The following is a 22,587-nucleotide window of genomic DNA, read 5'->3' as shown; positions in this document are numbered from 1 at the left end:
TGTCAGGCGTCGGTGAGGGCGAGGAGGGCATTCGCGGTGGCAAGTCGATTGATGAGTATACGGGGCTTCACGTCGCCCGCGCGGATGCCGGTCTGCTCGGCCGCTTGCTGGAGCGCGTCGGCAAGCCGCGCGGGCGGTCCGGCGAGCAGGCGCACGCGCAGCGGTCCCAACTGGCATAGACGGCGCGCGTGCGCGTAGTGGAACGAGCGCGTCAGCGCAGCTTCGACCGATGCGCGCAGCGCTTCGGCGTCACGCTGTCCGGCACTGGCGACCAGCAGCACGTAGTGCGGCGGCTCGGCCGACGCACACGGCACCAGACACGCATGGTCGCGCGCGTCGACGGTCGCCGCCAGCACGGCGCCCAGTGTGTCCTCGTCCAGCTTCTCGCCGGCCAGGTCGCTGTGCGCTCCCGCTCGCCCGACGAATCCGATGCGCGGCGTGCGGCCTGCCAGCGCGGTGACGCGCACGCGGTCCTCCAGCGCATAGCGGTACAGGCCGCCGCCGGTGGTCAGGATGACCTGCGCGGTATCGCCCGGCCGCAATGCGGCGGCATCGCACACGCTGCCGTCGTCGAGCAGGAATTCCAGGAAATGGCTTTCGATAGCGAGCGGACAGCCCTCGCCATGGCCAAACGGCAGGCTGACCACCCCCTCCGTCGCGAACAGGCCCTTGGGTAGCCAGCGTACATGCGGGAAGCGCTCGCGCAGGTGCGCCGCGTAGGTCTGGCTGGGGCCATCCATCCAGCAGCTCACCGCGGCGAGCCGCGGCCACAGGCCGTCGCAGGTTCCGGCAGCCAGCGCCCGCCGCAGCGCGGCCTGGCGCGGAGCGGGCAGGGCCGTGTCGAGCCACGCAAGCGTCCCGGCATGCGCCGGATCGCCGGCATCGAACAATGGGCGCAGCAGGCTGGTCAGGAAGGTCGGGCTCCATACGCTAATGAATGCCAGATCGTCCGCGGCCAGCAGCGCGAGCAGCGTCTGCCTGCGCCAGGCGGATGCGTCGTTGGCGAGCGGCGGGACGACCAGCGTCGGCGCGAGCCCGGCGACCGGGCTGCCGGCGAGATAGTCCAGGTCGCTTGCCGAACCGATCGGGATGCCGTTGGGCGCATGGCACGGCATCTGCAAGGGCGGCGACATCGACCAGTAGGCACGTCCCGCGCCGATCTCCGGCAACTGGCGATACAGGTCCGCCAGCCAGATCGTCAGTGCGCGTTGCATCTCGCCGAGGAAGTCCGGTGTATATGGAATCAGTTTCTGCTGTGCGCCGTTGCCGCTCGTGCGCTCGAAGAAGCGTGGAGGCTGCACGGTCAGCACCGGCTGCGATTCGCGCAGGGCCCGATCGATCCATGGCAGCAGCCCGGCATGGGAGTGAACCGGGACGCGCTCGCGAAACTGCGCGGGGCCGGCGATTCGGGCAAAGCCATGCGCGCGTCCGAACGCCGACTCGCGGTTGTCCGCCAGCAGCCGCGCCAGCACCCGTTCCTGGGTTGCGGCCGGGGCTTCGAGCGCGGCCTGCCACCTGTCGAGCGCGGGTTGCGCGGCAGCGGAGAACGTCCGCCATGCCGCTTGCGTGTCGTTTGGGTCCGGGCGCATCAGAAGTAGGTCTTGTCGAGTTGCGCAAGATCGTCCGGCAGCGGTTGCGGCGGCAGGAATATCTGCAGCCAGCCGAACCAGAGCGGGCGCGTTTCGGCCGCGTTCGACGCGCTATGCAACTGCTGCCAGCGCAGCGCCGGCCGCCGGTGGTGCGTCAGGTTGTAGTTGAAGTTCAGGAATGCCCAGCGCACGAGGAGCGGTGCGCGCATATTGTAGGTACCCTCGACCGCGTCGAGCGGCGTGCGCATGTGATAGACCCATTGCAGCGATGACCACGAAAAGGCGAATGCCGCATAGGCGATCGCCACCACCAGCGGCTTCCAGTCGAGGAGCCAGCCCGCCAGCAACCACGCAGCAGCGCCGGCTATCACTTCGACGCGGATGCGCCGGAAATCGCGCAAGGAAAAATCCTTGAACGCGGCAGCGTAGGTATTGTCGTCGCCGCGCCTGGACCAGTGGCTCGCGACACCGGCCGGCAGCAGCGCCAGCACGATGCTGCCGATGAATCCGCCGAGCCAGATGCCGCCGAGAATCGCCGCGTAGTACTCGAGCCGCTTGCGCAGCAGCGATTCGCCGGGACTTGCGAAGTCGGCCCGCTCGGCACGCGTACGGTTACGTACGTGGTGTCCGAGGTGGTTGATGTGAATCAGCGTGGCAGAGGCGCCAAACATCGTGGAAGCCCACCACATCATCGTATAATTTGCGTTTTTCCGACGATGCCCGAAGCCGTGAAAAGTCTCGTGCATCATCGAGAATACACCCTGCATGAGCAGGCAGAACGGGATCAGGACCAGCCATTTCAGCGGACCTGCGCCGGTATTGGACAACCACGTGAGCGTCCCGGCCCATCCTGCGGTCTGCAGGGCCAGCACAACGAGGTTAGCCAGGTCGAAACGGTGCGATTGCGCGGCGCTGTCTTGCATATAGGGTGTGGGCGTACAGGAGATAGGCGGCTTGATGTACGCGAAGGATACATCGGATACATCTGTTTCATCCAATCGGCGCGGGCTGGGAAGCGCTCCGGCGGCGCCGCGGCACGAGCCGGAGCTGGCAGCCGGATCGCGTTGCGCGGTGGCCTTGCCAAGGTTGCCGGGCATTCAGGCATTGCGGGGCATCGCGATCACGCTGGTGCTGATGCAGCATTACGCGATGGCATTTCCCCAGGCAGGAGCCGCGGTCGGGAGCCTGTCGCTCTGGGGTGGTGTCGACCTTTTCTTCGCCATATCGGGCTTCGTGATCAGCCGCTCCTTGCTGGCCGGCGGCGCTGCCGATCGCATCGATGGTGCGATGTGGCGTGCATTCTGGATCCGGCGGCTATGCCGGCTGCTGCCCGCCGCCTGGACATGGCTCGCGATCAGCGTGGCGCTCGGTTTTGCCCTGGCCGCATTCGGCCATTTGCAGCCCGCAGCCGAGTTGCGCGGTGCGATCGCCGGCGCGTTCGGCTATGCCAACCTGTTCTGGGCCAATTGCCACGCCAGCGGCACGGCCGCGGGGTGCGGACTGCCGCAACTGACCGGCAGTTACTGGAGCCTGTCGCTCGAGGAGCAGTTCTACGCTCTGCTCGCCACGGCATTGCTTGTCATGCGGCTGCGCACCCTGGCAATCGTTTTGCTTGCGGGCGTATTGATGCTCAATGCGCTGCCATTCCATGCGTTCGATCTGCGCTGGTTCCTGCGCATCGACGCGCTCGTGCTTGGCGTAGCGGTGCACGCGCTGTGCCGGAGCACGGCATCGCTGCGCGTGGCGGCGATCATGCGCAGGCATGGGCTCGTGGCGCCCGTCACGCTTGCGCTGTACGTGGGCATCGTATGCGCACCGCTGATCTCGGCACGCCATCCCATTGGCGTCATCGCGCTCAGCGCTGCCGGCCTCGTCTGGATGGCTGCCTGCGATCATCGCGGCGCCGCGCGGATGAGCCGCCTGTCGGCGGTATTTGGCTGGCTCGGCGAGCGTGCCTATTCGATCTATCTCTGCCACCTTCCCGTCCTGCTTGTCATCCATGAAATGCTATGGCGCGCCGGCGGTCCGGCAACGCTCCCGGGGCCGTGGCTGGCCGCGGCTGGCCTCGGCTCGGTGGTCCTGATCCTGTTCGTTGGTACACTCTCGCACCGCTTTCTGGAGCAACCAGGCATGCAATGGGGCAAGCGGCTTACGCGCCCGGCAACCCGATCGATATGAGCTTCTTCAGCAAGCGCTCGCGCGCTACCGGCGCAGTGACGCCGCCCACCGACATCCCGCACCGCGATCTGCGCTTCACGCTCGACGCCACCGTGCCGCGCTACTGGTACCGGGGCTGGGTCCATGTCACGCGTTTTTTCGATGCCTTCTCCATCATGTTTCCACTCGGCGAGAAGTTCTTCATCGATAGCGTGAAGCACTTTCGCGGCGAGATACCCGCCGGGACGCCGCTTGCGGCCGATGTTGCAGGCTTCATCCACCAGGAAGCGACCCATATCCGCGAGCACCGGCTCTACAACCAGCGGCTGGCCGCCCAGGGCGCGCCCGTCGACGAGCTCGAGGCACTGATCAGGCGTCGCCAGCAGAACAGCCTGCGGGTTGCCTCGCCGGCCATGCGGCTGGCGCTGACAGCGTGTCTCGAGCACTATACCGCCATCCTTGCCGACCAGTTGCTGCGCCACCCCGACATGCTCGACGGCGCCCATCCGGAAATGGCCGCGATCTGGCAATGGCACGCGATCGAGGAAACCGAGCACAAGGCCGTCGCGTTCGATGTCTTCAGGGCAATCGGATCCAACCCGTTGCGCAGGTATCTGGTTCGCTGCGGCGCGATGCTGGGCGTATCGGTGTATTTCGTGATCGATCTGGTCTATTTCATGTATCGCCTTGCCGCCTGTGACAGGCAACGCGCCAACTGGCGCGAATGGGGGCGCCTTCAATGGTGGCTGTTCGTACATCCCGGCGTATTTACGCGCGTGCTGCCGGCGTGGCTGTTCTGGTTCGCCCCTTGGTTTCATCCCAACCGGATCGACAGCCGGGCGGTGCTGGAGGTCGCCCGCCGCCATCTTGATGGACAACGGCAAACCATCGCCGCAGCGCCCGATACGCGAGACCCGCTATGACAGCAAGGCAGTCCTGGACACCCCACGGCTTTGACGAGTGGCGCCAGCACTATCCGGCTACGCCGTTCGCGCGGGCAGGGGAGGGCCTCGACTGGACCGGGCGCTATGTCGATTGCTGGAAGCGCGCGCGCACGGACCTGCCACGGGCGACCGTCGTGGTCCTTGTGGCCGGGCTGTACTCAGAGGGGTTGCCGCGCTGCCATCGCGATGCGGTGCTCGCGCTGCGGCAGGCGGGTTACAGCGTGCTGCGGTTGCCGATGCGCTCGTCGCGCGGCGTGGTGGCGCAAGGCAAGCACATCGCAGCGACGCTCCACAAGCGCTTGCGCGGCGGTGAGCGGTTCGTCGCGCTTACGCACAGCAAGGGCGGCATCGACATGCTCGCGGCACTGGACGGCGCCCCTGCGCTGCGCGCGCGCTGCGACGGGGTCGCGCTGGTTCAGCCGCCGGTGGGTCCGGCGTCGATCGTCGACGACATCATGGGCTGGGGTGCGACACCGGCGCCAGGCGGGCCGAGTTGGAAGGACCGCGTCGCACGCCCTTTGCTGCGCACACGCTGGGTGGCCGACGGCACGCGCGACATCAGTAGCCGCCGCGATCCCAGCGTCGCGGAGATGCTCGCGAGGCTGCCGCGCGAGTTGCACTGCGTGCACGCGGTCAGCTGGTCGATCGAGCGCAGTTCGCGTTTCGACGCCCACCATGCGCGGCTGAATGCGCGCCGCCCCGGTTGCGCGCACGACGGGCAGTTCTATCTCGAACATCAGGTACTGGCCGGCATGCCGCAGGTGTGCCTGCCGCACCTGGACCACGGCCAGCCGGTGCTGGGCGGGCTGGGTTTCGATGCCGGACGCTTCTGGCTGGCGCTGGCCGAAGTGCTGCATGCGGGCAGGCCCGGCTCGCAAGGCGGATGACCGGGTCAGACGAGATAGATCTCAAAGCCGGGTATGCGAGCAGCCGATGCCGGATCGACCGCGGGCGCGTTGCGTGTGCCGGATAGCGTATACAGGTCCATCGGCAGGCGCGTCAAGCGGTAGGGAGCCATCGCGAGCCAGAGCGGATCGTTGTCGTACAGGCAGAGCTGCATCAGCGCGTAGCGGCTGCGCAGGCCTGCCCAGGCGGCATCGAGCAGTGCGGCGAACACGGCAGGATCGCGTTGCCGCACTTGCAGGTGGGTGAGATAGATATCCTGGAGCGGCTCGCCTGGCGCGGCGATCCTGGGCCGGCCGAAAGCCGGCGCCAGTGCGTTGTAGGCAAGACGGATTGCCTGGATGGATGGCGGGAACCTCTCCAGCACGATCCGCTTGATGCGCCCGGCATCCCAGGGCGCGACGCAGCCGTGCAGGTTGCCGCGGGCATCGAGTGCCAGCAGGAAGGACTCGATGCCGAAATCGGGCCAGGTCTGCAGCCGGCGCCCGAACTCAGCCTCGGAAAACACGCAGCCGAATGGCTGCCGGGCCGATTCGGCGTCGAGAAAGTGGCGCAGCGCATCGGCATGATGCGGCTGCGCCTGCACGACCCGGACCGAACCGGCGGTGCGCGTTGCGCCGCGCCAGCCTCGCCGGCCGTACACCGACACGTTGCTGTAGCCACGCCAGTGCGACAGCGCAAGGCGGCCCGCGCGCCGGGAGCCCAGCAGCGACTGCGCCGCCAGCCGGTTGTCCCGGATCATGCAGCAGTAGGCATGATGCACGCCGGCGTCATGCTCCAGGCCGGCGAGACGGGCACGCACTTCCTCCATCCATGCGCGTGACAGGATCCGGTCAGGGACCAGGCGCAGGTCGCCGAGGTAGGCTACCGGCTGCACCCGTTCCATCAGGTATCCGTCGCGCACGACCAGGCTTGCAATGCCTTTCATGTCGCCGCCTTCGCCCTCGGCCAGCCATGTCCGGTGATCGGCCGCATGGCAGCGATGCAAGGCAAAGTAGTCCGGCGCGCGATCGAAGCGCAGCGGCAAGGCGCCCTGCATCGCGTGCTGCGCCAGGAAATCGAGGATGCGCGGATTGTCCGCGGGCTGCGCGCGCCGGATCTGCATCGTGCGGCTTACGTGGAGCAGAACAGGCGGCGCGCCATCGGCCGCAGGTTGGCCGTCGACAGTTCGCACAGGCAGACCAGCTCGTCGCCGTTCGCATAGCGCGGGTTGCGCGCCAGGAAATAGGCGACGTCCGGCAGCCGCCGATGGGCGTCGGGCACTTCCGCCAGCGTCGGAGTGAGCCGTCCCTGCGGCGTGGGGAACGACAGGACCCCTGTGTTGCCGTCGTACGCCGCGCCAAACCGCTGGTTCGCCAGATGATCCGTCAGCGCCTGGACGTCTGGCGCGGTGGCGGCGTCGAAGCGTGGCGCGTAGTCATGCGCGAACGCGCGCAGGTAGCGGTAGGTACGGTGCCCCTTGCATATCAGGAGCCAGTAGAGCGGTACGCCGGGCGCGCTCCGGCTGATTTCGCCTGCAAGGCGAATCCATGCGAAGGCGAGTTGCTGGCTGCCCCAGTGCGCCGGGTCGATGATCGTGTCGCCCGAGAAAATCACCCGCAGCGGGGTTCCGCCCCATGTGGTGGCGTAGAGCTTCAGCGTTGAGAATCCCTGGATCACGCTCTCGGTATCGCACAGGATGATGCAGTGGGTCTTGTCCGAGAGATCCCGATCGAAGAGATCGCGGTGGGCATCGCAGTATGACGCCGAGTAGAGCGCGAACATCCGGTCGATCTGGTCCGCGCTCAAGGCGGCGCGTTCAATGGGCGTAGCGCGAAGGCGCATGGGTGAATTCTGCATGACTGGACAGCTTGTTATGATACCCGACCGATTACCGTGATCTTGCCGCGATGAAGATGCCGCCGACTCGCCTGCCTGCCGGCACCATGCCCATGGCCAGTCCCATGAGATGGCTCCTGGCCTACCTGTTCGCGTCCGGGGCGCTGTATTTCATCGTGACGCATTTCCCGCTGGGGCCGGTGCGGACGGTTCCGCCTTCCATGTTCGATGCCTGGACGCCGATCCTGCCGGCGACCGTGCCGCTCTATCTGAGCTATCTGCTGGTGATGCCGGTACTGGTATGGCTCGGCCGCAAGCGCGACTGGTTGCTGCCGGCCTTTTTTGCCGGGGCGCTCGCCGCCATCGCCTGTCTCGTCAGCCACCTGTTCTGGCCGACGGCGATCGTCTGGCCTGTGGCCGGCTCGGGCTGGCTTGCCTGGCTGCACCGCATCGATTCACCGCTGGCAGCGTTGCCGAGCGGCCATGTCGCGTTGCCGGTGGCGATCAGCGTGCTGCTGGCCATGCTGCGTGAGCGCAGCGCATGGTTCTTCGCGGCATGGAGTGCGCTGCTGATGCTGGCCGTCCTGACCACCGGGCAGCATCTGTTCTACGATGCCGCCTGTGGCGCCGCGGTGGGCGTGCTGGCCAGCACGGCAACGGCCGTACTGCTGCGCATGCGGGTGGATTTGCGTTCGATGGCAATGATCCTGGTGGAATGGCTATGCATTGTCGTGACGCTGCGCGTTGCGCTTGCCGCCGGCGACTGGCGTCTTTATCCGCTGGCCTTTGCCATCATCGCGACGCGGCAGCACGCGCTGTTCATCCTGTACCACGACGCCGCCCACTACCATCTGAGCCGGCATCGGCGCAGCAACGATTTCCTGATCAACCTCGCGATCGGCGTGCCTGGCACGGTGCCGATCGAATTCTATCGGCCCCTGCATCTTGCGCATCATCGGCATGTCGGCACCGCACTGGATCCCGAGCGCCGTTTTCTGTATCAAGACCAGCCGTGGCGGTTCCGGCCGCTCGATGCGATAGCGCTCGCCAGGCAGTTGCTCGGAGACGCATCGATGCTCAACACGTTGCGCACGATGCGTGCCTACCGGAAAGCCGGCGGGCAATTCGTCCGGCCGACCGGCCCGCTGCTGGCCGCGGCGATAGCGTGGGGCGCCATCGTCGCGATGCTGGCCTGCCTGTGTTCCGCGCAGACGCTGGCGCTGCTTGCCGCGCTATGGTTCGGGCCGCTCTTCACCACCGGTGTCCTGCTGCAGAAGATCCGCAGCTTTGCAGAGCACAGCGGCGGACCGGATGTCACGCCCGGCTGGGGCGACTGGACCTATTCGTGGCGCGTGGGATGGCTTGGGCGGCTTTTCATCTGGCCATATCACATCAACTTCCACCTGCAGCATCATCGTAATCCGAACACCGCGTGGCATGCCTTGCCATCGGAGGTGCGAGCTGGCGACCGCATGTTGCCATCGTCTGGCCTGCCGGCGCTGCTTTGGTCGGGGGCGCGCCGCAAGCCCTGTGCGAGCAGGGGGAACCGGGCACCGTGACCCGGTCTGGTGGCCTTGCTGCCGGCCATCCCGCCGCCGCATTTTCCGATGTGGCGAATAAGGCTGGTAAAATGCAAAATTCGCCGAAAACGCCGCAGGAAACAAGATGTCGAAAACGATCATTCCCGACGTTGCCTTGATCGATAACACCGAGCAACGCACGCCCCTCGTGCTTGTGCTGGATTGCTCCGGCAGCATGGACGGCGAGCCCATCCAGCAACTCAACGAAGGACTGAAGCTGCTGGAGCAGGAACTGAAGTCCGATGTGATCGCAAGCAAGCGGGTCCGCATCCTGGTGGTGAAGTTCGGCGGCTACGACAGCGCCGAGATCGCCGGCGACTGGTGCGACGCAATGGATTTCAGCGCGCCGCAATTGCGGGCCGACGGCACGACACCCACTGGCCAGGCCATCGAACTGGCGCTGGCGGAGATCGAGCAGGAAAAGCTGCGTTTCCGCCAGGCCGGCGTGGCCTATACACGCCCATGGCTGTTCCTGATGTCGGATGGAGCGCCCACCGACCAGTGGGAGCCGAGCGCCACGCAGGCGCGCCGGGCCGAGCAGGCCAACAAGGTGGCGGTGTTCCCGATCGCGGTGGGCGCCGGCGCCAGCGCCGATGTACTCCAGCAGTTCAGCAACCGGGGTGCCGGTGGCGTGAAGCAGCTCAAAGGCCTGCAGTTCCGCGAGTTGTTCCTCTGGCTCAGCGCCAGCATGCAGGTCGTATCGCAGTCCACGCCGGGCGGACAGGCGCAACTGCCTTCCACCGACAGCTGGTCGACGGTTTCCATCTGAATGACGAGCTGGCGGATATTTGCCGCTTCGGCGACGGGCAAGTCGCACGCCGACCGCGGCGTGCCGTGCCAGGACGCTTTCGCGCATGCGCTGGTGGGCGACGTGCTGATCGCGGTGGTTTGCGATGGCGCGGGCTCGGCGCGCTACAGCCAGGCGGGCGCGGAGTTTATCGCCAGGTCGGTGGTGCATGCGCTGTCCACGCGGGTGGGGCAGGGCGAGGAGTTGCCCGAGCTGTCCGGCGATCAGTTCGAGCAGGCCGTGGCGAGTGTGATCGGGCTGGCGCGCAATGCGCTGCAGGAAGTGGCGCGTGCCGCGGGGGCCGGCCTGGCGGACTATGCCAGCACGCTGGTCGGTGTGGTGGCCACGCCGGAGCGAGGCAGCTTTTTCCATATCGGCGACGGGGTGGGCGTGGCCCAGCCATGCGATACCACGGCAGTGCCGGATATTTCGCTGCCTGCCAACGGCGAGTACGCCAACGAGACCTACTTCGTGACCGGGCCGCACTGGCGCGAACGGCTCAAGGTGCTGCCTATCCGGCAGCCGCTGCGCGGTGTGGTGCTGATGTCGGATGGCGCCATGCCATTCGCCATGAGCAAAGGCAATGCGGGGCTCTACCCGCCCTTCATGACCCCGGTCGAGCGCTATCTGCTCGGGGTGGCCGGCGAGGACGAGGGCAACCGTGCGCTGGCGGCCACGCTGGACGATCCGCGCACGCACCACATCACTGGCGATGACAAGACCTTGCTGATCGCGCTGCGCGCATGAGCGCACGCAGCGGCGGCAAGGTCTGGCTGGACCGCCAGCGCAACCTGACGCTGGCGCGGCTGATCAAGAGCGGCGGCGCCGGCAGCGTGTACCTGTTGGCCGAGTCGCCGGCCCAGGTGGCCAAGCTCTATCACGCGCACATGGACCTGGCCAGCTACCGGCGCAAGATCGACGCGATGCTGCGCCTGTCGCCGGAGCTGCCCGACCAGACCGAGAGCGGCAGGCGCTATGTGCAGATCGCCTGGCCGCAGGCGCCGCTGCAGGACGCCCACGGCCGCTTTATCGGCTTCGCCATGCCGACGCTGGATATCCAGCAGACGGCCGAGCTGGAGGAAATCCTGCAGGAGCGCCAGGCGCGCGCCGCCGGCCTGCCCACCGGGCTGGGCGCCAAGATCACGCTGGCCGCCAACCTGAGCGGGGTCATCGCCGCCCTGCACCAGCAGCATCACTATGTGGTGGACCTGAAGCCGGTCAACCTGCGCTTCTATCGCGATTCGCTCTATATCGCGATGCTGGATTGCGATGGCTTCAGCATCCAGGGCGAGTCGGAGCGCTTCCCGGCGCAGCAGTTCACCGTCGACTACCTGGCGCCGGAACTGCAGGGCGGCGGGCTGACCGCCGCGGGCGAGGAAGCACAGGACCGCTTCGCACTGGCGGTGGTGATCTTCCAGTTGCTGAACTTCGGCATCCATCCGTTCAGCGGCCGGCCCGCCAATGCGCAGGTTCCCACCGATCTGCCCGGACGCATCCGCGGCCGCTACTATGCCTACGGCCTGCGCGCGCACAAGGCGATCTCGCCCAACCCGGTGAGCGGCCACGCGCAGATGCCGGCGGAGTTGCGCCAGATGTTCGACAGCGCCTTCGCCGGTCAGCCGGGCACGCGGCCTGCGCCGGCCGAATGGGCGCGGGTTCTGCGCGAGTATGCGCTGCGCAGCAGCCAGCGCCTGCAGGTATGCGGGGCCGACCCGTCGCACCAGCATTTTGCGGGCCTGGCCTGCGCGGCTTGCGCGCGCGGCGCGTTGATCGCCGGGGCCGCCAGCGCAGCAGCGGCTGCCACTGCCGCGCAGGCTGGCGCCAGGCGCAAGGCTGGCCGGGGCAAGCGCGGACGGCAGGCCGCCACCCGGCAACAAGGTCTGCAGCAGGTACCGCAGCCCTTGGCGCAAGCCATCCAGGCAACGATGGGCCAGGCCCAGGCGCCGGTCGCGCCATCCGCCGCCAACACGCCGACCCGCGGCGGCGCGGGCGTGGGGGCCGTTATCGCGGTCTCCATCTTTATCATGGTGGGCGCACTGGTGCTTTCCGGGCGCCTGGACAGCAGCAAGAGCACGCCTGTGGTGCCCGATGCCGCCGAAGCAGCGCTGCCGCTTGAATGGAGCCGCGATGCGCGCGCCGAGCGTTCGTCATCGCTGGCCAGCGGGCGGGCCGAGATCCGGGGGATCATCGAGGCTGTCGCAGCAGGGCGCTTGGATACCATCCAGTTCGATCTGCTGCGCCTGAAAGCGCAGGTGCCCGTCAGCGCCCCTGGCAGCTTGATGGAATACAAGCGCGACCAGGCCAGCTACCGGAATACGCTGCGCGAGGCGCGCATGGCAGTGGCGAGAGCGCAGGGCGGAACCCTCGCCGCGGAGGCTGAACTCGAAAAGCATTACGATCAGCACCGCGACCTGCTGGCGAGCGATCCCGGTGCGTCCTTCGTGGCCGCTGAACTTGGGGAGTACCATCTGCTCCACAAGGAACCGGTGGCTGCGCGCCTGTATTTCGAGCAGGCGGTGTGGGTCAATCCTGGCGTTGCCGTCGGGTGGGCGGGGTTGGGTGCGGTCGCGGTGCGCGCGCCGCGCGACAAAGAGGCGGTTGCGTGCTTTGCGATCGCCCGCTGGCGGACGACGATGGACGATGCGGGCGCACTGAATGTTTTCCTGCCCAGGCTGCGCCTTCGCCTCATGTCGGACCAGAAGCGCTGGGAGGGCGCCAACCACGCTGCGGAGGAACTGGCTGCGAAGCTGGCCGAACTGCCACCCGTGGCCAACCGCGGCGCCAGCGTGGACCCGGTATCGCAGCAGCGCCATCCGGCGCGCTATGCGAGTGAGCTGGAGCCGCAGGCCGCTGGCGTGGTCGAACTGGAAATCAGGCTGGATGCCGCCGGCGATCCCATCCGGATCAAGGTGGCCACGTCCAGCGGACGCCGCGCACTGGACCAGGCCGCGCTGGATGCCGCAAGGAATTGGCGCTACTCGCCGGCGGTCTGGCAGGGCGCGCTGATCAACGACACCATTTTGGTCCCGGTGATCTTTGCCGCAACCTGAAGCGCGCCACACACCGGTTATCCGAAATGCACCCAAGCCCCCAGGCCACAGCGGCCGGCCTCGAGGACCTGCTGGTCGAGGAGCCGCAGGCGCAGCGTACACCGTGGGCGCGATGCTGGCGGTTGGCCCGCGCGCCGGACACGCGCCGCCCTGACCCCGCTGCCGTGGCTCGGCCGCAAACGGCCGTTCGGCTAGGATTCACATGAGGGGATCGGGCGTCAGGTCCCTCATGGCGTTGTTTGACGACCCAAAGGACGAATATGCTGATTGTTCTCGGCGGTCTGCCAGGCACGGGCAAGACCACCATAGCGCGCGAGCTGGTTGCGCGTTGTTCCGCGGTTTATCTACGCATCGACACCATCGAGCAGGCCCTCCTCTCGTCAAACGCGCTCGCCGGGGAGGTTGGCCCGCTGGGCTACCTCGTTGCCTACGAGCTGGCCAGGTCCAATCTCGCGCTTGGGCTGACGGTGGTGGCGGACTCCGTCAATCCGCTGGCGGTCACTCGCGAGGCATGGCGGGACGTCGCTGCCAGCACGTCTTCGGGCTTGATCGAGGTGGAAATCGTATGCTCGGACGCGGCGGAACATCGACGGCGCGTGGAAGGGCGCAGCGCCGATATTCCCGGGCACGTCCTGCCGACCTGGGCGTCGGTACTCCGCCACGAATATGAGCCATGGAAGACCGATCGGGTTGTTATCGATTCGGCGCTCGTTGATGCCAGGGTGGCGGCATCGTTGATCCTGGCGGGCTGCGTAGCAGGGTTGTGCGCGAATAAAGGGGATGTAGCCGCGAGACAATGAAATGGCAAGAACAATGTAGCATATGATATTGTCTTTTTTAACAATGATGGTATTCAAGCCAATGACACGCACTAATTCCGCGCTGACCTCCGCGCTCCTGGCGGCATTTCTTTTCACCGCTTATCCGGCGCAATCGCAGGCGGAAGGCAAGCTGAACGTACCCGTATTGAAGATGGAATTTTCCGAGATCATTGCTGCCTATACGGCGGATCCTGTCGCGGCGGCCAAGCGATATGATCACAAGCGCATCGCGTTTACCGGCCGTGTCATCGCCATGGGCTCCTCGCCTACCACCACTTATTTCGGCGCTTATACCGCGGATGGGCACAAGTTTGATACGTCCTTTGATGTAGAGGCGCGCGAGGCATTGAAGTCAAAATTTGCAAACAAGGAAATCGTTGCGTTCAAATCGTCCAACGAATTCCTGATCGACTGTTTGAACGAAGGCTATCTGCCCGGCGCAATTGTGCCCAGCATCAAGCTGACCCATTGCCGCGTGGCTCGATAGATATCGCGTGGCCATTGTGGCGCCTGAGCGCGCCTGCGCTCACGACAATGGCGGGTAACAGGGACCCGGCGCTCGACATCGATCTCGCGCTGGCGAATGCGGGATGGTTCGCGGTGAGATCATGCGCCGGGAAGGGCGGGTGGAGGAGCAGAGGAATCTGGCTTTCAGGTGAGCGAGCCGGCGCCGGACAAGTTGTTCTGGCTCGCGCGCCAACGCAACCCCGATTGTCACGACTTCACGGAGTAAGCACATGGGCCGAGCTTTGCCTCTGCTGTTCTGGTGCGCCTGCGGACTCGCCCAGGCCTTCGATATCACCCCGTATCGCGTGGGCGACAGCTTGCCCGCGAGCGAAGCCCGGGTCCTGCTGGCGCGCTATGCCGCACGGCCGCAGCAGCCATGGCGCGAACCCGACGAGGCGCGCATCCCTGCTGGCCCCGAAGGCGACCAGATCCGCGACGGCATCGACCTGCTGCGGAACACTTCGCGCCGCGTGGGCAAACTGGCTCCCGATGAAACCAAGCGCATGAACTGGAATAGCCTGAACTGCGTCAACTGCCATCAGGCCGGTCCATCGGGCTTGCCCGGCAGCAAGAAGTTCGCGCTGCCTCTGGTCAACGCGGTCAATGACTACCCGAAGTTCGACATCAAGTCGGGAAAAATCATCTCGCTGGAGCAACGGGCATTGGGCATGTTTGGCACGGGCAGCGTGCCCATCCTGGCCGATACCCCTGAGTTCCAGTCCATCATGGCCTACTTGCGCTGGCTGGCCCGGGACACCCGGCCAGGCGCTGCCATGGACGGGGCAGGGCTGATGCCGATGGACGCCATGCCGCGCGCTGCCGACCCACTGCGCGGCCAAAAGCTGTTTGCCACAAAATGCCAGGCCTGCCATGGTGCGGATGCCACTGGCCAGCGCAAGGCCGATTTCAACAATGGTGGTGGCTACCTGTTTCCCCCGCTGGCAGGCGACGACACCTATGACAACGCCGGCCATATGTTTGCTGTGCCGTTGCTGGCACGATACATCCGTGCATCCATGCCCTTGGGAGCCAGCCATGACAAGCCGCAACTCACTGCCGCGGAGGCGCTCGATATCGCTGCTTATGTGAACGACGACGCCACGCCACGCAGGCATAACCCGAATCGTGCCAAGCTTTACCCCGATGCGGCATTGCGCCCACAGGGTTTTGCCATCCCCGAGCACTTCGCCGGTCAGTCACCACGGGCATACCAGCGCGCCAAGTTTGGCCCCTTCCGCAACGTAAACGAACACTACTGAACACATTGCGCCGCCGCCCGATGTTCGCTTGCTGCTCCGCGCACCAAGCGGCGCCTGCACTGCTTGTTTCCGTGCGATGGAATATTCTCCCCTCCCAAAGCGTTTACTCAGGGGTAGGGCGCGCAGGCAGGTGCACGTGCGTGAACTATGCTGAAAGGGTTCCTGGCCCCGAGAACGCAATCCGCGTCGATGCTGGAGGATGGTCATGCAATATCACTTAGCCAGATGGATGGGCGCGGCGCTGGCCGCGGCCGCGCTGTGTGCCTGTGCGTCCCTGGAGCCAGTCCAGACCGCGCAGAAAATGATAGGCAGCCCGGAAAGCGCCGTGCGCGGCACCTTCGGCGCGCCCACGGAGACTTATCAGCTCGCCGGCGGCACCAGCCGCTGGATCTACTCGAAGCAGCCGCTCGGATTCGACGTCTACGCGGCGGATTTCGACGCCGCCGGAAACCTGGTCAGATTCCGTCAGATGCTGACGGAGAAGGAGATCTACGAGGCACGGCCGGGCATCTGGACCAAGCATGACGTGGCAGAGCGTTTTGGCCTGCCGCGCGAGCCAGTCCAGTACTATCCGCTCATGAAGCGCGAGGCATGGTCCTACCGGCTCTATGTGGGCGCCTACCAGCCGGCGCACTTCAGCGCTTACTTTGACGACCGCGGGGTACTGGATCGCACCATGATCATCGTCGATCCGCTGGGCGGCGACGGCCACGATCGCAGCAAGTGATTCCGGCGCGCCGGCAGCCCTGGTGGGACGGGACATCGGGTGAAGCCCTTCCGGCTTGCGCGAAGGCCCCGTGAGCATCGGCAATAAAACGGCTTGGAGCGTGATTTCTCCAAGCCGTTGGGCTGAATCTAGACGAGATTGGGAATCGCCACGTCTGGATTCACGTCGGCCTCATAGTTCACGCCATCGATCTCGAAGCCGAAGAGGCGCAGGAATTCCTTCTTGTACCCGGCAAAATCGGTTAGCTCATAGATGTTATCGCTGGTGACCTGATTCCAGAGTTGCTGTACGCGGCTCTGGACATCCGGATGCAGTTCCTTGTAATCCGCGCGCAGGCGCCCCTCCTGATCCAGGCACGGAGCCTCGCCGTACAGGCTGTCCTTGTAGAGTCCGTAGACCTGCTCGATGCAGCCCTCGTGCGTGCCTTGCTCCTTCATGACCTTGAACAGCAGCGACAGGTAAAGCGACATCATCGGAATGGCGGAGCTTGCCTGCGTGACCACGGCTTTCAATACGGAGACGCGGGCATCGCCGCCGGTGGCGGACAGGCGGCCGCGGATACCGAGGACCTTTTGATCCAGGTCTTTCTTGGCCGCGCCGATGGATCCGTTCCAGTAGATGTCGTGCGTTATCTTTTCGCCGAGGTAGGTGAAAGCGGTAGTCTTCGCGCCGTCGGCGAGGACGCCCGCCTCGAGTAGCGCGTCGATCCACATCTGCCAGTCTTCGCCGCCCATCACCGCAACCGTGTTGTCGATCTCGCTTTGCGTGGCCGGTTCCAGGACGGACTCTTTGACGATTTCCTTGTCGGTATCGAGGCCGCGCAGGCTGACTGCCTTGCCGATGGGTTTCAGCGTCGAGTTGAAAACCTCGCCGGTCTTCGGGTGCGTCCTTCTCGGCGCGGCGAGGCTATAGACAACCAGGTCGACCTGTCCGAGATCCTGCCTGATGACGTCGATCGTCTTCTGCTTGATCTCGTCCGAAAAACCATCCCCGTTGATGCTCTTCGCGTACAGGCCTTTCGCCGTGGCAAACTTATCGAAAGCGGCCGTGTTGTACCAGCCAGGCGTACCCGGTTTGCTGTCGCTGCCGGGACGTTCGAAGAACACACCGAGGGTATCGGCACCGGAACCAAATGCGGCTGCGATGCGGGCGGCAAGTCCGTAGCCGGTCGATGCGCCGATCACCAGCACTTTCTTGGGCCCGTTGGCGATAGGTCCGCCTGCGGTGACGTACTCGATCTGTTCCTTGACGTTGGCTTCGCAGCCAGCCGGATGGGTAGTAACGCAGATGAAGCCGCGCACGCGTGGTTTGATGATCATGGAGACCCTGCTTTTGAGATGCCGAGACTAGGTTAGGACACGAGAAACGTCCGGCATTGTAAATGAGGCGGCGCCCCCCGAGCGCTTCACCCGACGGATCGAGGGTGGGGCGGCCCTGCCCCCGTTCTCGTTCAGGGTTTCTCCCAGTCTCAGGCAAGCTGTTCGCCGGTGCGACAATCCGATGGCAACGCAGCGCCATCATGCCGCTATTGCACCGCACAACACCAGCAGACAACGAAAGGAGAAACGAGCATGCGTCGCTTTGCCACTCTTGCTGCCATTCCGGCCGCATTTGCTTGCGGTTTTCTTGTGTCCCGCCTGGCCACGCCGGCAGTGGCGCAGACGCCGCCTCCGACGTTATCGGCGCAGATCATCGACGTGGCGGCCATGACCGATGCCGATATCGGCGCACAGGTCCCGAACTTGGGGACGCTGCGTTCAAAGGGCCTGGTCGCGACGCCATCGGGGACCATCGCGGTGCAGTCCGGCAATGTGCCCAAGCATACCCATGCGGGCTCCGATGAAATCCAGTATGTCATTTCGGGGAGCGGCACATTCTGGCTGGGGAACGAGCAGCGGCAGATCCACGCCGGCGACCTGATCATTATCCCCAAAGGCACCGTCCATGCGGGTTCCGTACCGGCCAGCGGCGAGTTCAAGGTCCTCGCGATCAAGCTGCCGCCGCAGGCTCCGGGCGATATCCAACTGGTGCCGTGAGGCCCGGAACGGCGCTGTCCAGGACACGGCTCTCTGACTTCGCACCGAGCCGTGTGCACGCCCCGCTCCCTTTCTTGCCGCACCTGCCGGCGCAAGGATGGATGCCATTGTCCGCCCCCTATCCCCACAAGGCCCGGACCGCGTCCGGCTATGTGCCCCGGATAGGAGGCAATTCGTGCGTGCCACGCATGTGGAGCCACAGCGCATGGGGCAGTGCAACGTTCCCGCGCCCAGGGGGCGGGGTGGCTTACTTGGCGGCTTCCTCCGTGCGCCTGTCGGCGTCGCGCAGGCGCTTCACGGCTTTGCCCAGCAGGCCGCCTTCGCTATTCGATACGGCTTCTTCCAGCGTAGCCAGGGCAGCCTTGACCGCAGCGGCGTGCGCGGTGGAGAACGCCTCGGCTTCGATCAGGCTGTCGGCTTCCTTGCGGGTACGCTTGCCCAGCTTGCGGGAGAACTCGGGATCCAGCTGGCCTTGCGCGGTGGCGTTGGCTATATGGTCGAGCAGGGCGATCAGGCCTTGCGCCGTGGTGGTGGCCGGGATGGCTTCCTCGGTTTTCCTTGGCTTTTTCGGCATAGTTTTTTTCCTCCGGTTAGGGCTCGATTCTATCGCTGAGGGGGGAAGCCTTACCTGCTTCCCAATAAGAAAGAATTGTGACATGTCATGGGCCGCGGACGGGATGACAAGGCATGCCAGAGACCCGGCCCGATAGCGTCGGGGCTGCCGGCTGGCGTGACAACAGCGATTGTTGCGGTGCACACATTAGCACATCTCGGCACAATCTCGGCCGGAAGAGCACCACGGGTCACGATGACGCCCGGTAGTCGGCACAAGGAAATGCGCAAAAAAGGGAGGGGCACTGCGAGTGCCTCCTCCCCCCAGGCAGGCGTCCAGCGACGCTTTGCGGACGAACGGACGGATCAACCCGCCGGACGATCAGACCACAGTGGCGAGCGCCAGCGTCAGCAGCAGGGCGATCACCGAGATCAGCGTTTCGCAGACCGACCAGGTCTTGAACGTCTGGGCCACGGTCATATTGAAATACTCCTTGACCAGCCAGAAGCCGCCGTCATTCACGTGCGACAGGATCAGCGATCCGGCGCCGGTGGTCAGCACCAGCAGTTCCGGCCGGGTGCCCGGCACGCTGGCGGCGATCGGGGCGACGATGCCGGCCGCGGTGGTCATGGCGACGGTGGCGGAACCGGTGGCGATGCGGATCAGCACGGCCACCAGCCAGCCCAGCAGCAGTACCGACACATGGGCGCCCGTGGCCACATCGACAATGGCGTTGGAGATGCCCGAGTCGCGCAGCACGCGGCCAAAGCCGCCGCCCGCGCCGACCACCAGCGTGATGATGGCGGTGGGCGCCACGCATTCATTGGTGAACTTGAGGATGTTCTCGCGGGTGAAGCCGCGCGCCTTGCCGAAGGTGTAGAAGCTCACCAGCGCCGCGATCAGCAGGGCGATGACCGAGTTGCCGATCAGCTTGAGGAAGTCGTTGAGGAAGGTCTTGGGCGTGCTGATCACGTCAGCCCAGCTGCCGATCAGCATCAGGAACACGGGCAGCAGAATGGTGAACAGCGTAATGCCGAAGCCGGGCAACTGGTGCGATGCCTTGACGCTTTCGTCTTCTTCGGTGAACTGCGCGGCCAGCGGATTGATGTCCGGCAGCTTCACGTAGCGGTCCATCAGCTTGGCGAACAGCGGGCCGGCGATGGCGGCGGTCGGGATGCCGACGATCAGCGCGTACATGATGGTCTTGCCGATATCCGCCTTGTACGCGGTCACCGCCAGCAGGGCGGCGGGGTGCGGCGGAATCAGGCCGTGCACCACCGACAGGCCGGCCACCATGGGGATGCCCACCAGCACCATGGAGGTGCCCGTGCGCTTGGCCACGTTGAAGGCGATCGGCACCAGCAGCACGAAGCCTACCTCGAAGAACACCGGCAGGCCGACGATAAAGGCAATGGTGACCATGGCCCAGTGCACGTTCTTCTCGCCGAAGAAATCGATCAGGGTGCGCGCGATGCGCTCGGCGCCGCCGGATTCTGCCATCATCTTGCCCAGCATGGTGCCCAGGCCCACCACCAGCGCGATATGGCCAAGGGTGCCGCCCACGCCGGCTTCGAAGGACTTGACGATGTCGCCCATCGGCATGCCGACGGCAAAGCCGAGCAGCACGGAAACCACCACCAGGGTGATGAAGGGGTTGAGCTTGAAGCGCGCGATCAGCACGACCAGTGCGATCACGGCGATCAGCGCGTACAGCAAGAGTGTGGTTCCTGTTACGGCGCCCATATTGTCTCCTTTATGCGGGGTCCGCCGGCAATCCGGCGGGGCTCCCCCGCGTCCGCTATGAAAAGGGCCGCGCTGGCGGCGGCCGGTTTTGGAATTGTTGGCAGGCCGGCTGTCCCGCGGGACTGGCCGGCCATGGCTCAGGCCGCCGGCTTCTTGTAGGCGATGCAGTCGACTTCCACCTTGCAGTCGACCACCATGCTCGACTGCACGCAGGCGCGCGCGGGCGGGTTGGCGCCGAAGTATTCCTTGAATATCTTGTTGAAAGAGGCAAAGTCGCGCGCGTCGTCCAGCCACACGCCGCAGCGCACGATATGTTCGGTGCCGTAGCCGGCTTCGGCCAGGATGGCCAGCACGTTCTTGATGGCCTGGTGGGTCTGGGGCACGATGCCGCCGTCGATCACCTCGCCGGCGACCATCGGCACCTGGCCGGACACGTAGAGCCAGCCGTCGGCTTGTACGGCACGGGCAAAGGGCATGTGCTGGCCACCGGTGCCGGCGCCGCCTTCCACGCCAAATCGTTTGATATCCATGGGGACTCCTGTTCCTGAAAGAGATTGCAGATGCGTTATTGCCGGATGCGCGGGGCTGCCTGCGCGTTGCCGGATGCGGGTTGCCCTATTGCGCAGGCGCTGCGGCGTTCGCGCCGGCGGGCCTGCCGCGGGCGAGGAAACGGCCCGCGCGCGCGCCGGTCGGCTTGCGCTGGCGCCACGACAGCTCGCCGTTGACCCACACCGCGGCGATGCCTTCGGCTGGCTGCATGGGGTCGGTGAAGCTGGCGGCGTCGCGGATGGTGGCGGCATCGAACAAGACCAGGTCCGCCCAATAGCCTTCGCGCACGAAGCCGCGTTCGGCCAGTCCGAAGCGCGCCGCCGACAGGCCGGTCATCTTGTTGACCGCCACGGTCAGCGGAAATAGTTCGCGGTCGCGGGCGTAATGGCCCAGCACACGTGGAAAGGCGCCCCACAGCCGGGGGTGTGGCAACGGGTCGTTGGGCAGGCCGTCCGAACCCACCACCGTAGCCGGGTGGCTGAGGATGCGGTCCACGTCCGCGTCTTCCATGCAGTGGTAGACGGCGCCGGCCGGCTGCAGGCGGCGCGCGGCGTCCTCCAGCCCGAGCGCCCAGTCGGCCGCGATATCGGCCAGCAGCCGGCCGCCCATCTCCGGGTGGGACTCGGACCAGGTCACCATGATGTCGAAATCGCTGGTGACCTGCTTGATATCCAGCGTGGAGGAGCTGGCGGTATACGGATAGCAGTCGCAGCCGATGGGTTGCCAGCGCTCGGCGCGCTCGAGCGCGTCCAGCACTTCGCCGCTGCGGCCCCAGTTGTCCACGCCGGCGCACTTCAGGTGCGAGATCACCACCGGCACGCGGGCGTGGCGGCCGATGCGGAAGGCTTCGTCCATGGCCTCCAGGATTTCGGCGAACTCGCTGCGCAGGTGCGTGGCATAGAGCGCGCCGGCGCGGGCCAGCGGTTCGGCCAGCGCCAGCACTTCGTCCGTGCTGGCCGAAAAAGCATTGGCATAGGCAAGGCCGGTGGACAGGCCAAGCGCGCCATGATCCAGCGCTTCTTCCAGCTGCGCGCGCATGGCGGCGATCTCGGCCGGGGTGGCGGTGCGGTCCAGCCGGTCCATATGATTGCTGCGCAGTGCGGTATGGCCCACCAGGGCCGCCACGTTGACAGCCGGCTGCGCGGCCCGCACGGCCTCCGCGTAGGCGCCGAAGTCCGGATAGCGGAAGGCGTCGGCGGTGCCCAGCAGGTTCATCGGGTCCGGCGGCTCGCCGCGCAGCGTCACCGGCGCGGCGCTGATGCCGCAGTTGCCGACGATCACGGTGGTGACGCCCTGCGAGAGCTTGGGCGTCATCTCGGGCTGCCGGACCACATTGGTGTCGTCGTGGGTGTGCACGTCGATAAAGCCGGGGGCCAGCACCAGCCCTTCGCCTTGCACGACATGCCCGGCGCTGCCGGGGTCGATGCGCTCCGCGTCGTCCTCCAGCATGGCAATGCGGGCGATACGGCCGGCGCGCAGCGCGACGTCGGCCAGGCGCGCTTCGGCGCCGGAGCCGTCGAGCACGGTCGCGCCGCGGATCAGGGTGTCGAACAGTTCAGGCATG

At 65.9% G+C, this 22,587-nt stretch carries 21 protein-coding genes; 12 read left to right on the top strand and 9 right to left on the bottom strand.

Annotated elements, in window-relative coordinates:
* Positions 1 to 2 precede the first annotated feature (2 nt).
* Both AC3FOF_RS22510 and AC3FOF_RS22505 read right to left on the bottom strand, forming a co-directional pair.
* On the bottom strand, positions 3 to 1,589 hold the full coding sequence (locus AC3FOF_RS22510; RefSeq protein ID WP_488727829.1) for a GH3 family acyl-acid amido synthetase: 1,587 nt from the start codon (positions 1,587 to 1,589) through the stop codon (positions 3 to 5).
* Positions 1,589 to 2,512 (bottom strand): fatty acid desaturase, encoded by a 924-nt coding sequence (locus tag AC3FOF_RS22505; RefSeq protein WP_488727828.1) that lies wholly within the window; start codon positions 2,510 to 2,512, stop codon positions 1,589 to 1,591. The genes AC3FOF_RS22510 and AC3FOF_RS22505 overlap by 1 nt, the downstream gene beginning before the upstream one ends.
* Before the next feature lie 154 nt (positions 2,513 to 2,666).
* Between AC3FOF_RS22505 and AC3FOF_RS22500 the strand changes: the two genes are divergently transcribed.
* Genes AC3FOF_RS22500 through AC3FOF_RS22490 form a run of 3 tightly spaced genes read left to right on the top strand, consistent with a single transcriptional unit; the run spans position 2,667 to position 5,577 of the window.
* Complete coding sequence (locus tag AC3FOF_RS22500) at positions 2,667 to 3,767, top strand: acyltransferase family protein (RefSeq protein WP_488727827.1); 1,101 nt, start codon at positions 2,667 to 2,669, stop codon at positions 3,765 to 3,767.
* On the top strand, positions 3,725 to 4,669 hold the full coding sequence (locus AC3FOF_RS22495; protein ID WP_488727826.1) for a metal-dependent hydrolase: 945 nt from the start codon (positions 3,725 to 3,727) through the stop codon (positions 4,667 to 4,669). Before AC3FOF_RS22500 ends, AC3FOF_RS22495 begins: the two co-directional genes overlap by 43 nt.
* Entirely contained in the window at positions 4,666 to 5,577 is a 912-nt protein-coding gene (locus AC3FOF_RS22490) for a lipase family protein (RefSeq protein ID WP_488727825.1), read from the top strand. The genes AC3FOF_RS22495 and AC3FOF_RS22490 overlap by 4 nt, the downstream gene beginning before the upstream one ends.
* Positions 5,578 to 5,582: 5 nt before the next feature.
* Here AC3FOF_RS22490 and AC3FOF_RS22485 read toward each other — a convergent pair whose 3' ends face one another.
* Both AC3FOF_RS22485 and AC3FOF_RS22480 read right to left on the bottom strand, forming a co-directional pair.
* Positions 5,583 to 6,698: a hypothetical protein gene (locus AC3FOF_RS22485; RefSeq protein ID WP_488727824.1), complete on the bottom strand. Its 1,116-nt coding sequence runs from the start codon at positions 6,696 to 6,698 to the stop codon at positions 5,583 to 5,585.
* 8 nt (positions 6,699 to 6,706) lie between these two features.
* Positions 6,707 to 7,417 (bottom strand): hypothetical protein, encoded by a 711-nt coding sequence (locus AC3FOF_RS22480; protein WP_017225051.1) that lies wholly within the window; start codon positions 7,415 to 7,417, stop codon positions 6,707 to 6,709.
* 119 nt (positions 7,418 to 7,536) lie between these two features.
* Between AC3FOF_RS22480 and AC3FOF_RS22475 the strand changes: the two genes are divergently transcribed.
* From AC3FOF_RS22475 to AC3FOF_RS22440, 8 genes are all read left to right on the top strand, one after another.
* Positions 7,537 to 8,970 carry a fatty acid desaturase gene (locus AC3FOF_RS22475; RefSeq protein ID WP_488727823.1) on the top strand — a complete coding sequence of 478 codons (1,434 nt, stop codon included), beginning with the start codon at positions 7,537 to 7,539 and terminating at the stop codon, positions 8,968 to 8,970.
* A 106-nt stretch (positions 8,971 to 9,076) separates the two neighbouring features.
* Positions 9,077 to 9,760, top strand: a complete 684-nt coding sequence (locus tag AC3FOF_RS22470) for a vWA domain-containing protein (RefSeq protein WP_017225053.1) — start codon at positions 9,077 to 9,079, stop codon at positions 9,758 to 9,760.
* Positions 9,761 to 10,525, top strand: coding sequence for a PP2C family serine/threonine-protein phosphatase (locus AC3FOF_RS22465; RefSeq protein WP_276265164.1), 765 nt, complete (start codon positions 9,761 to 9,763; stop codon positions 10,523 to 10,525).
* Positions 10,522 to 12,828 (top strand): TonB family protein, encoded by a 2,307-nt coding sequence (locus AC3FOF_RS22460; protein ID WP_488727822.1) that lies wholly within the window; start codon positions 10,522 to 10,524, stop codon positions 12,826 to 12,828. The genes AC3FOF_RS22465 and AC3FOF_RS22460 overlap by 4 nt, the downstream gene beginning before the upstream one ends.
* A gap of 260 nt (positions 12,829 to 13,088) precedes the next feature.
* Positions 13,089 to 13,628 carry a P-loop nucleotide/nucleoside kinase family protein gene (locus tag AC3FOF_RS22455; protein ID WP_488727821.1) on the top strand — a complete coding sequence of 180 codons (540 nt, stop codon included), beginning with the start codon at positions 13,089 to 13,091 and terminating at the stop codon, positions 13,626 to 13,628.
* Positions 13,629 to 13,689: 61 nt separating this feature from the next.
* Positions 13,690 to 14,136, top strand: coding sequence for a hypothetical protein (locus AC3FOF_RS22450; protein WP_488727820.1), 447 nt, complete (start codon positions 13,690 to 13,692; stop codon positions 14,134 to 14,136).
* A gap of 250 nt (positions 14,137 to 14,386) precedes the next feature.
* Positions 14,387 to 15,415 (top strand): c-type cytochrome, encoded by a 1,029-nt coding sequence (locus AC3FOF_RS22445; protein WP_488727819.1) that lies wholly within the window; start codon positions 14,387 to 14,389, stop codon positions 15,413 to 15,415.
* A 205-nt stretch (positions 15,416 to 15,620) separates the two neighbouring features.
* A complete protein-coding gene (locus AC3FOF_RS22440) occupies positions 15,621 to 16,142 on the top strand; it encodes a hypothetical protein (RefSeq protein ID WP_276265159.1) in 522 nt (173 codons plus the stop codon).
* Positions 16,143 to 16,270: 128 nt separating this feature from the next.
* On the opposite strand, the gene fabV is transcribed toward AC3FOF_RS22440, so the two are convergent.
* Positions 16,271 to 17,461 carry an enoyl-ACP reductase FabV gene (fabV, locus tag AC3FOF_RS22435; RefSeq protein WP_017226079.1) on the bottom strand — a complete coding sequence of 397 codons (1,191 nt, stop codon included), beginning with the start codon at positions 17,459 to 17,461 and terminating at the stop codon, positions 16,271 to 16,273.
* A gap of 252 nt (positions 17,462 to 17,713) precedes the next feature.
* Here fabV and AC3FOF_RS22430 point away from each other — a divergent pair, with 252 nt between their 5' ends.
* Positions 17,714 to 18,178, top strand: a complete 465-nt coding sequence (locus AC3FOF_RS22430; RefSeq protein WP_017226078.1) for a cupin domain-containing protein — start codon at positions 17,714 to 17,716, stop codon at positions 18,176 to 18,178.
* Positions 18,179 to 18,425: 247 nt separating this feature from the next.
* On the opposite strand, the gene AC3FOF_RS22425 is transcribed toward AC3FOF_RS22430, so the two are convergent.
* The 4 genes from AC3FOF_RS22425 to AC3FOF_RS22410 all read right to left on the bottom strand — a co-directional run bounded on the left by AC3FOF_RS22425 (position 18,426) and on the right by AC3FOF_RS22410 (position 22,586).
* A complete protein-coding gene (locus AC3FOF_RS22425; protein WP_017226077.1) occupies positions 18,426 to 18,752 on the bottom strand; it encodes a hypothetical protein in 327 nt (108 codons plus the stop codon).
* 360 nt (positions 18,753 to 19,112) lie between these two features.
* Complete coding sequence (locus tag AC3FOF_RS22420; protein ID WP_035809987.1) at positions 19,113 to 20,474, bottom strand: GntP family permease; 1,362 nt, start codon at positions 20,472 to 20,474, stop codon at positions 19,113 to 19,115.
* Positions 20,475 to 20,611: 137 nt separating this feature from the next.
* On the bottom strand, positions 20,612 to 21,004 hold the full coding sequence (locus AC3FOF_RS22415) for a RidA family protein (protein ID WP_035861414.1): 393 nt from the start codon (positions 21,002 to 21,004) through the stop codon (positions 20,612 to 20,614).
* An 85-nt stretch (positions 21,005 to 21,089) separates the two neighbouring features.
* On the bottom strand, positions 21,090 to 22,586 hold the full coding sequence (locus tag AC3FOF_RS22410) for an N-acyl-D-amino-acid deacylase family protein (protein WP_488727818.1): 1,497 nt from the start codon (positions 22,584 to 22,586) through the stop codon (positions 21,090 to 21,092).
* Position 22,587 lies beyond the last annotated feature (1 nt).

It is taken from the genome of Cupriavidus sp. 96C5-1 (assembly GCF_057798855.1).
Note: the sequence above shows the minus strand (reverse complement) of the source record. Positions and strands in the feature narration are given on the sequence as shown.

Bases quoted from the DNA above. Each gene is read 5' to 3' on its own strand.
- AC3FOF_RS22510 (WP_488727829.1), bottom strand. From the start codon at position 1,589: ATGCGCCCGGACCCAAACGACACGCAAGCGGCATGGCGGACGTTCTCC.
- AC3FOF_RS22505 (WP_488727828.1), bottom strand. From the start codon at position 2,512: ATGCAAGACAGCGCCGCGCAATCGCACCGTTTCGACCTGGCTAACCTC.
- AC3FOF_RS22495 (WP_488727826.1), top strand. From the start codon at position 3,725: ATGGGGCAAGCGGCTTACGCGCCCGGCAACCCGATCGATATGAGCTTC.
- AC3FOF_RS22490 (WP_488727825.1), top strand. From the start codon at position 4,666: ATGACAGCAAGGCAGTCCTGGACACCCCACGGCTTTGACGAGTGGCGC.
- AC3FOF_RS22485 (WP_488727824.1), bottom strand. From the start codon at position 6,698: ATGCAGATCCGGCGCGCGCAGCCCGCGGACAATCCGCGCATCCTCGAT.
- AC3FOF_RS22480 (WP_017225051.1), bottom strand. From the start codon at position 7,417: ATGCGCCTTCGCGCTACGCCCATTGAACGCGCCGCCTTGAGCGCGGAC.
- AC3FOF_RS22475 (WP_488727823.1), top strand. From the start codon at position 7,537: ATGAGATGGCTCCTGGCCTACCTGTTCGCGTCCGGGGCGCTGTATTTC.
- AC3FOF_RS22470 (WP_017225053.1), top strand. From the start codon at position 9,077: ATGTCGAAAACGATCATTCCCGACGTTGCCTTGATCGATAACACCGAG.
- AC3FOF_RS22465 (WP_276265164.1), top strand. From the start codon at position 9,761: ATGACGAGCTGGCGGATATTTGCCGCTTCGGCGACGGGCAAGTCGCAC.
- AC3FOF_RS22460 (WP_488727822.1), top strand. From the start codon at position 10,522: ATGAGCGCACGCAGCGGCGGCAAGGTCTGGCTGGACCGCCAGCGCAAC.
- AC3FOF_RS22455 (WP_488727821.1), top strand. From the start codon at position 13,089: ATGCTGATTGTTCTCGGCGGTCTGCCAGGCACGGGCAAGACCACCATA.
- AC3FOF_RS22450 (WP_488727820.1), top strand. From the start codon at position 13,690: ATGACACGCACTAATTCCGCGCTGACCTCCGCGCTCCTGGCGGCATTT.
- AC3FOF_RS22445 (WP_488727819.1), top strand. From the start codon at position 14,387: ATGGGCCGAGCTTTGCCTCTGCTGTTCTGGTGCGCCTGCGGACTCGCC.
- AC3FOF_RS22440 (WP_276265159.1), top strand. From the start codon at position 15,621: ATGCAATATCACTTAGCCAGATGGATGGGCGCGGCGCTGGCCGCGGCC.
- fabV (WP_017226079.1), bottom strand. From the start codon at position 17,461: ATGATCATCAAACCACGCGTGCGCGGCTTCATCTGCGTTACTACCCAT.
- AC3FOF_RS22430 (WP_017226078.1), top strand. From the start codon at position 17,714: ATGCGTCGCTTTGCCACTCTTGCTGCCATTCCGGCCGCATTTGCTTGC.
- AC3FOF_RS22425 (WP_017226077.1), bottom strand. From the start codon at position 18,752: ATGCCGAAAAAGCCAAGGAAAACCGAGGAAGCCATCCCGGCCACCACC.
- AC3FOF_RS22420 (WP_035809987.1), bottom strand. From the start codon at position 20,474: ATGGGCGCCGTAACAGGAACCACACTCTTGCTGTACGCGCTGATCGCC.
- AC3FOF_RS22415 (WP_035861414.1), bottom strand. From the start codon at position 21,004: ATGGATATCAAACGATTTGGCGTGGAAGGCGGCGCCGGCACCGGTGGC.
- AC3FOF_RS22410 (WP_488727818.1), bottom strand. From the start codon at position 22,586: ATGCCTGAACTGTTCGACACCCTGATCCGCGGCGCGACCGTGCTCGAC.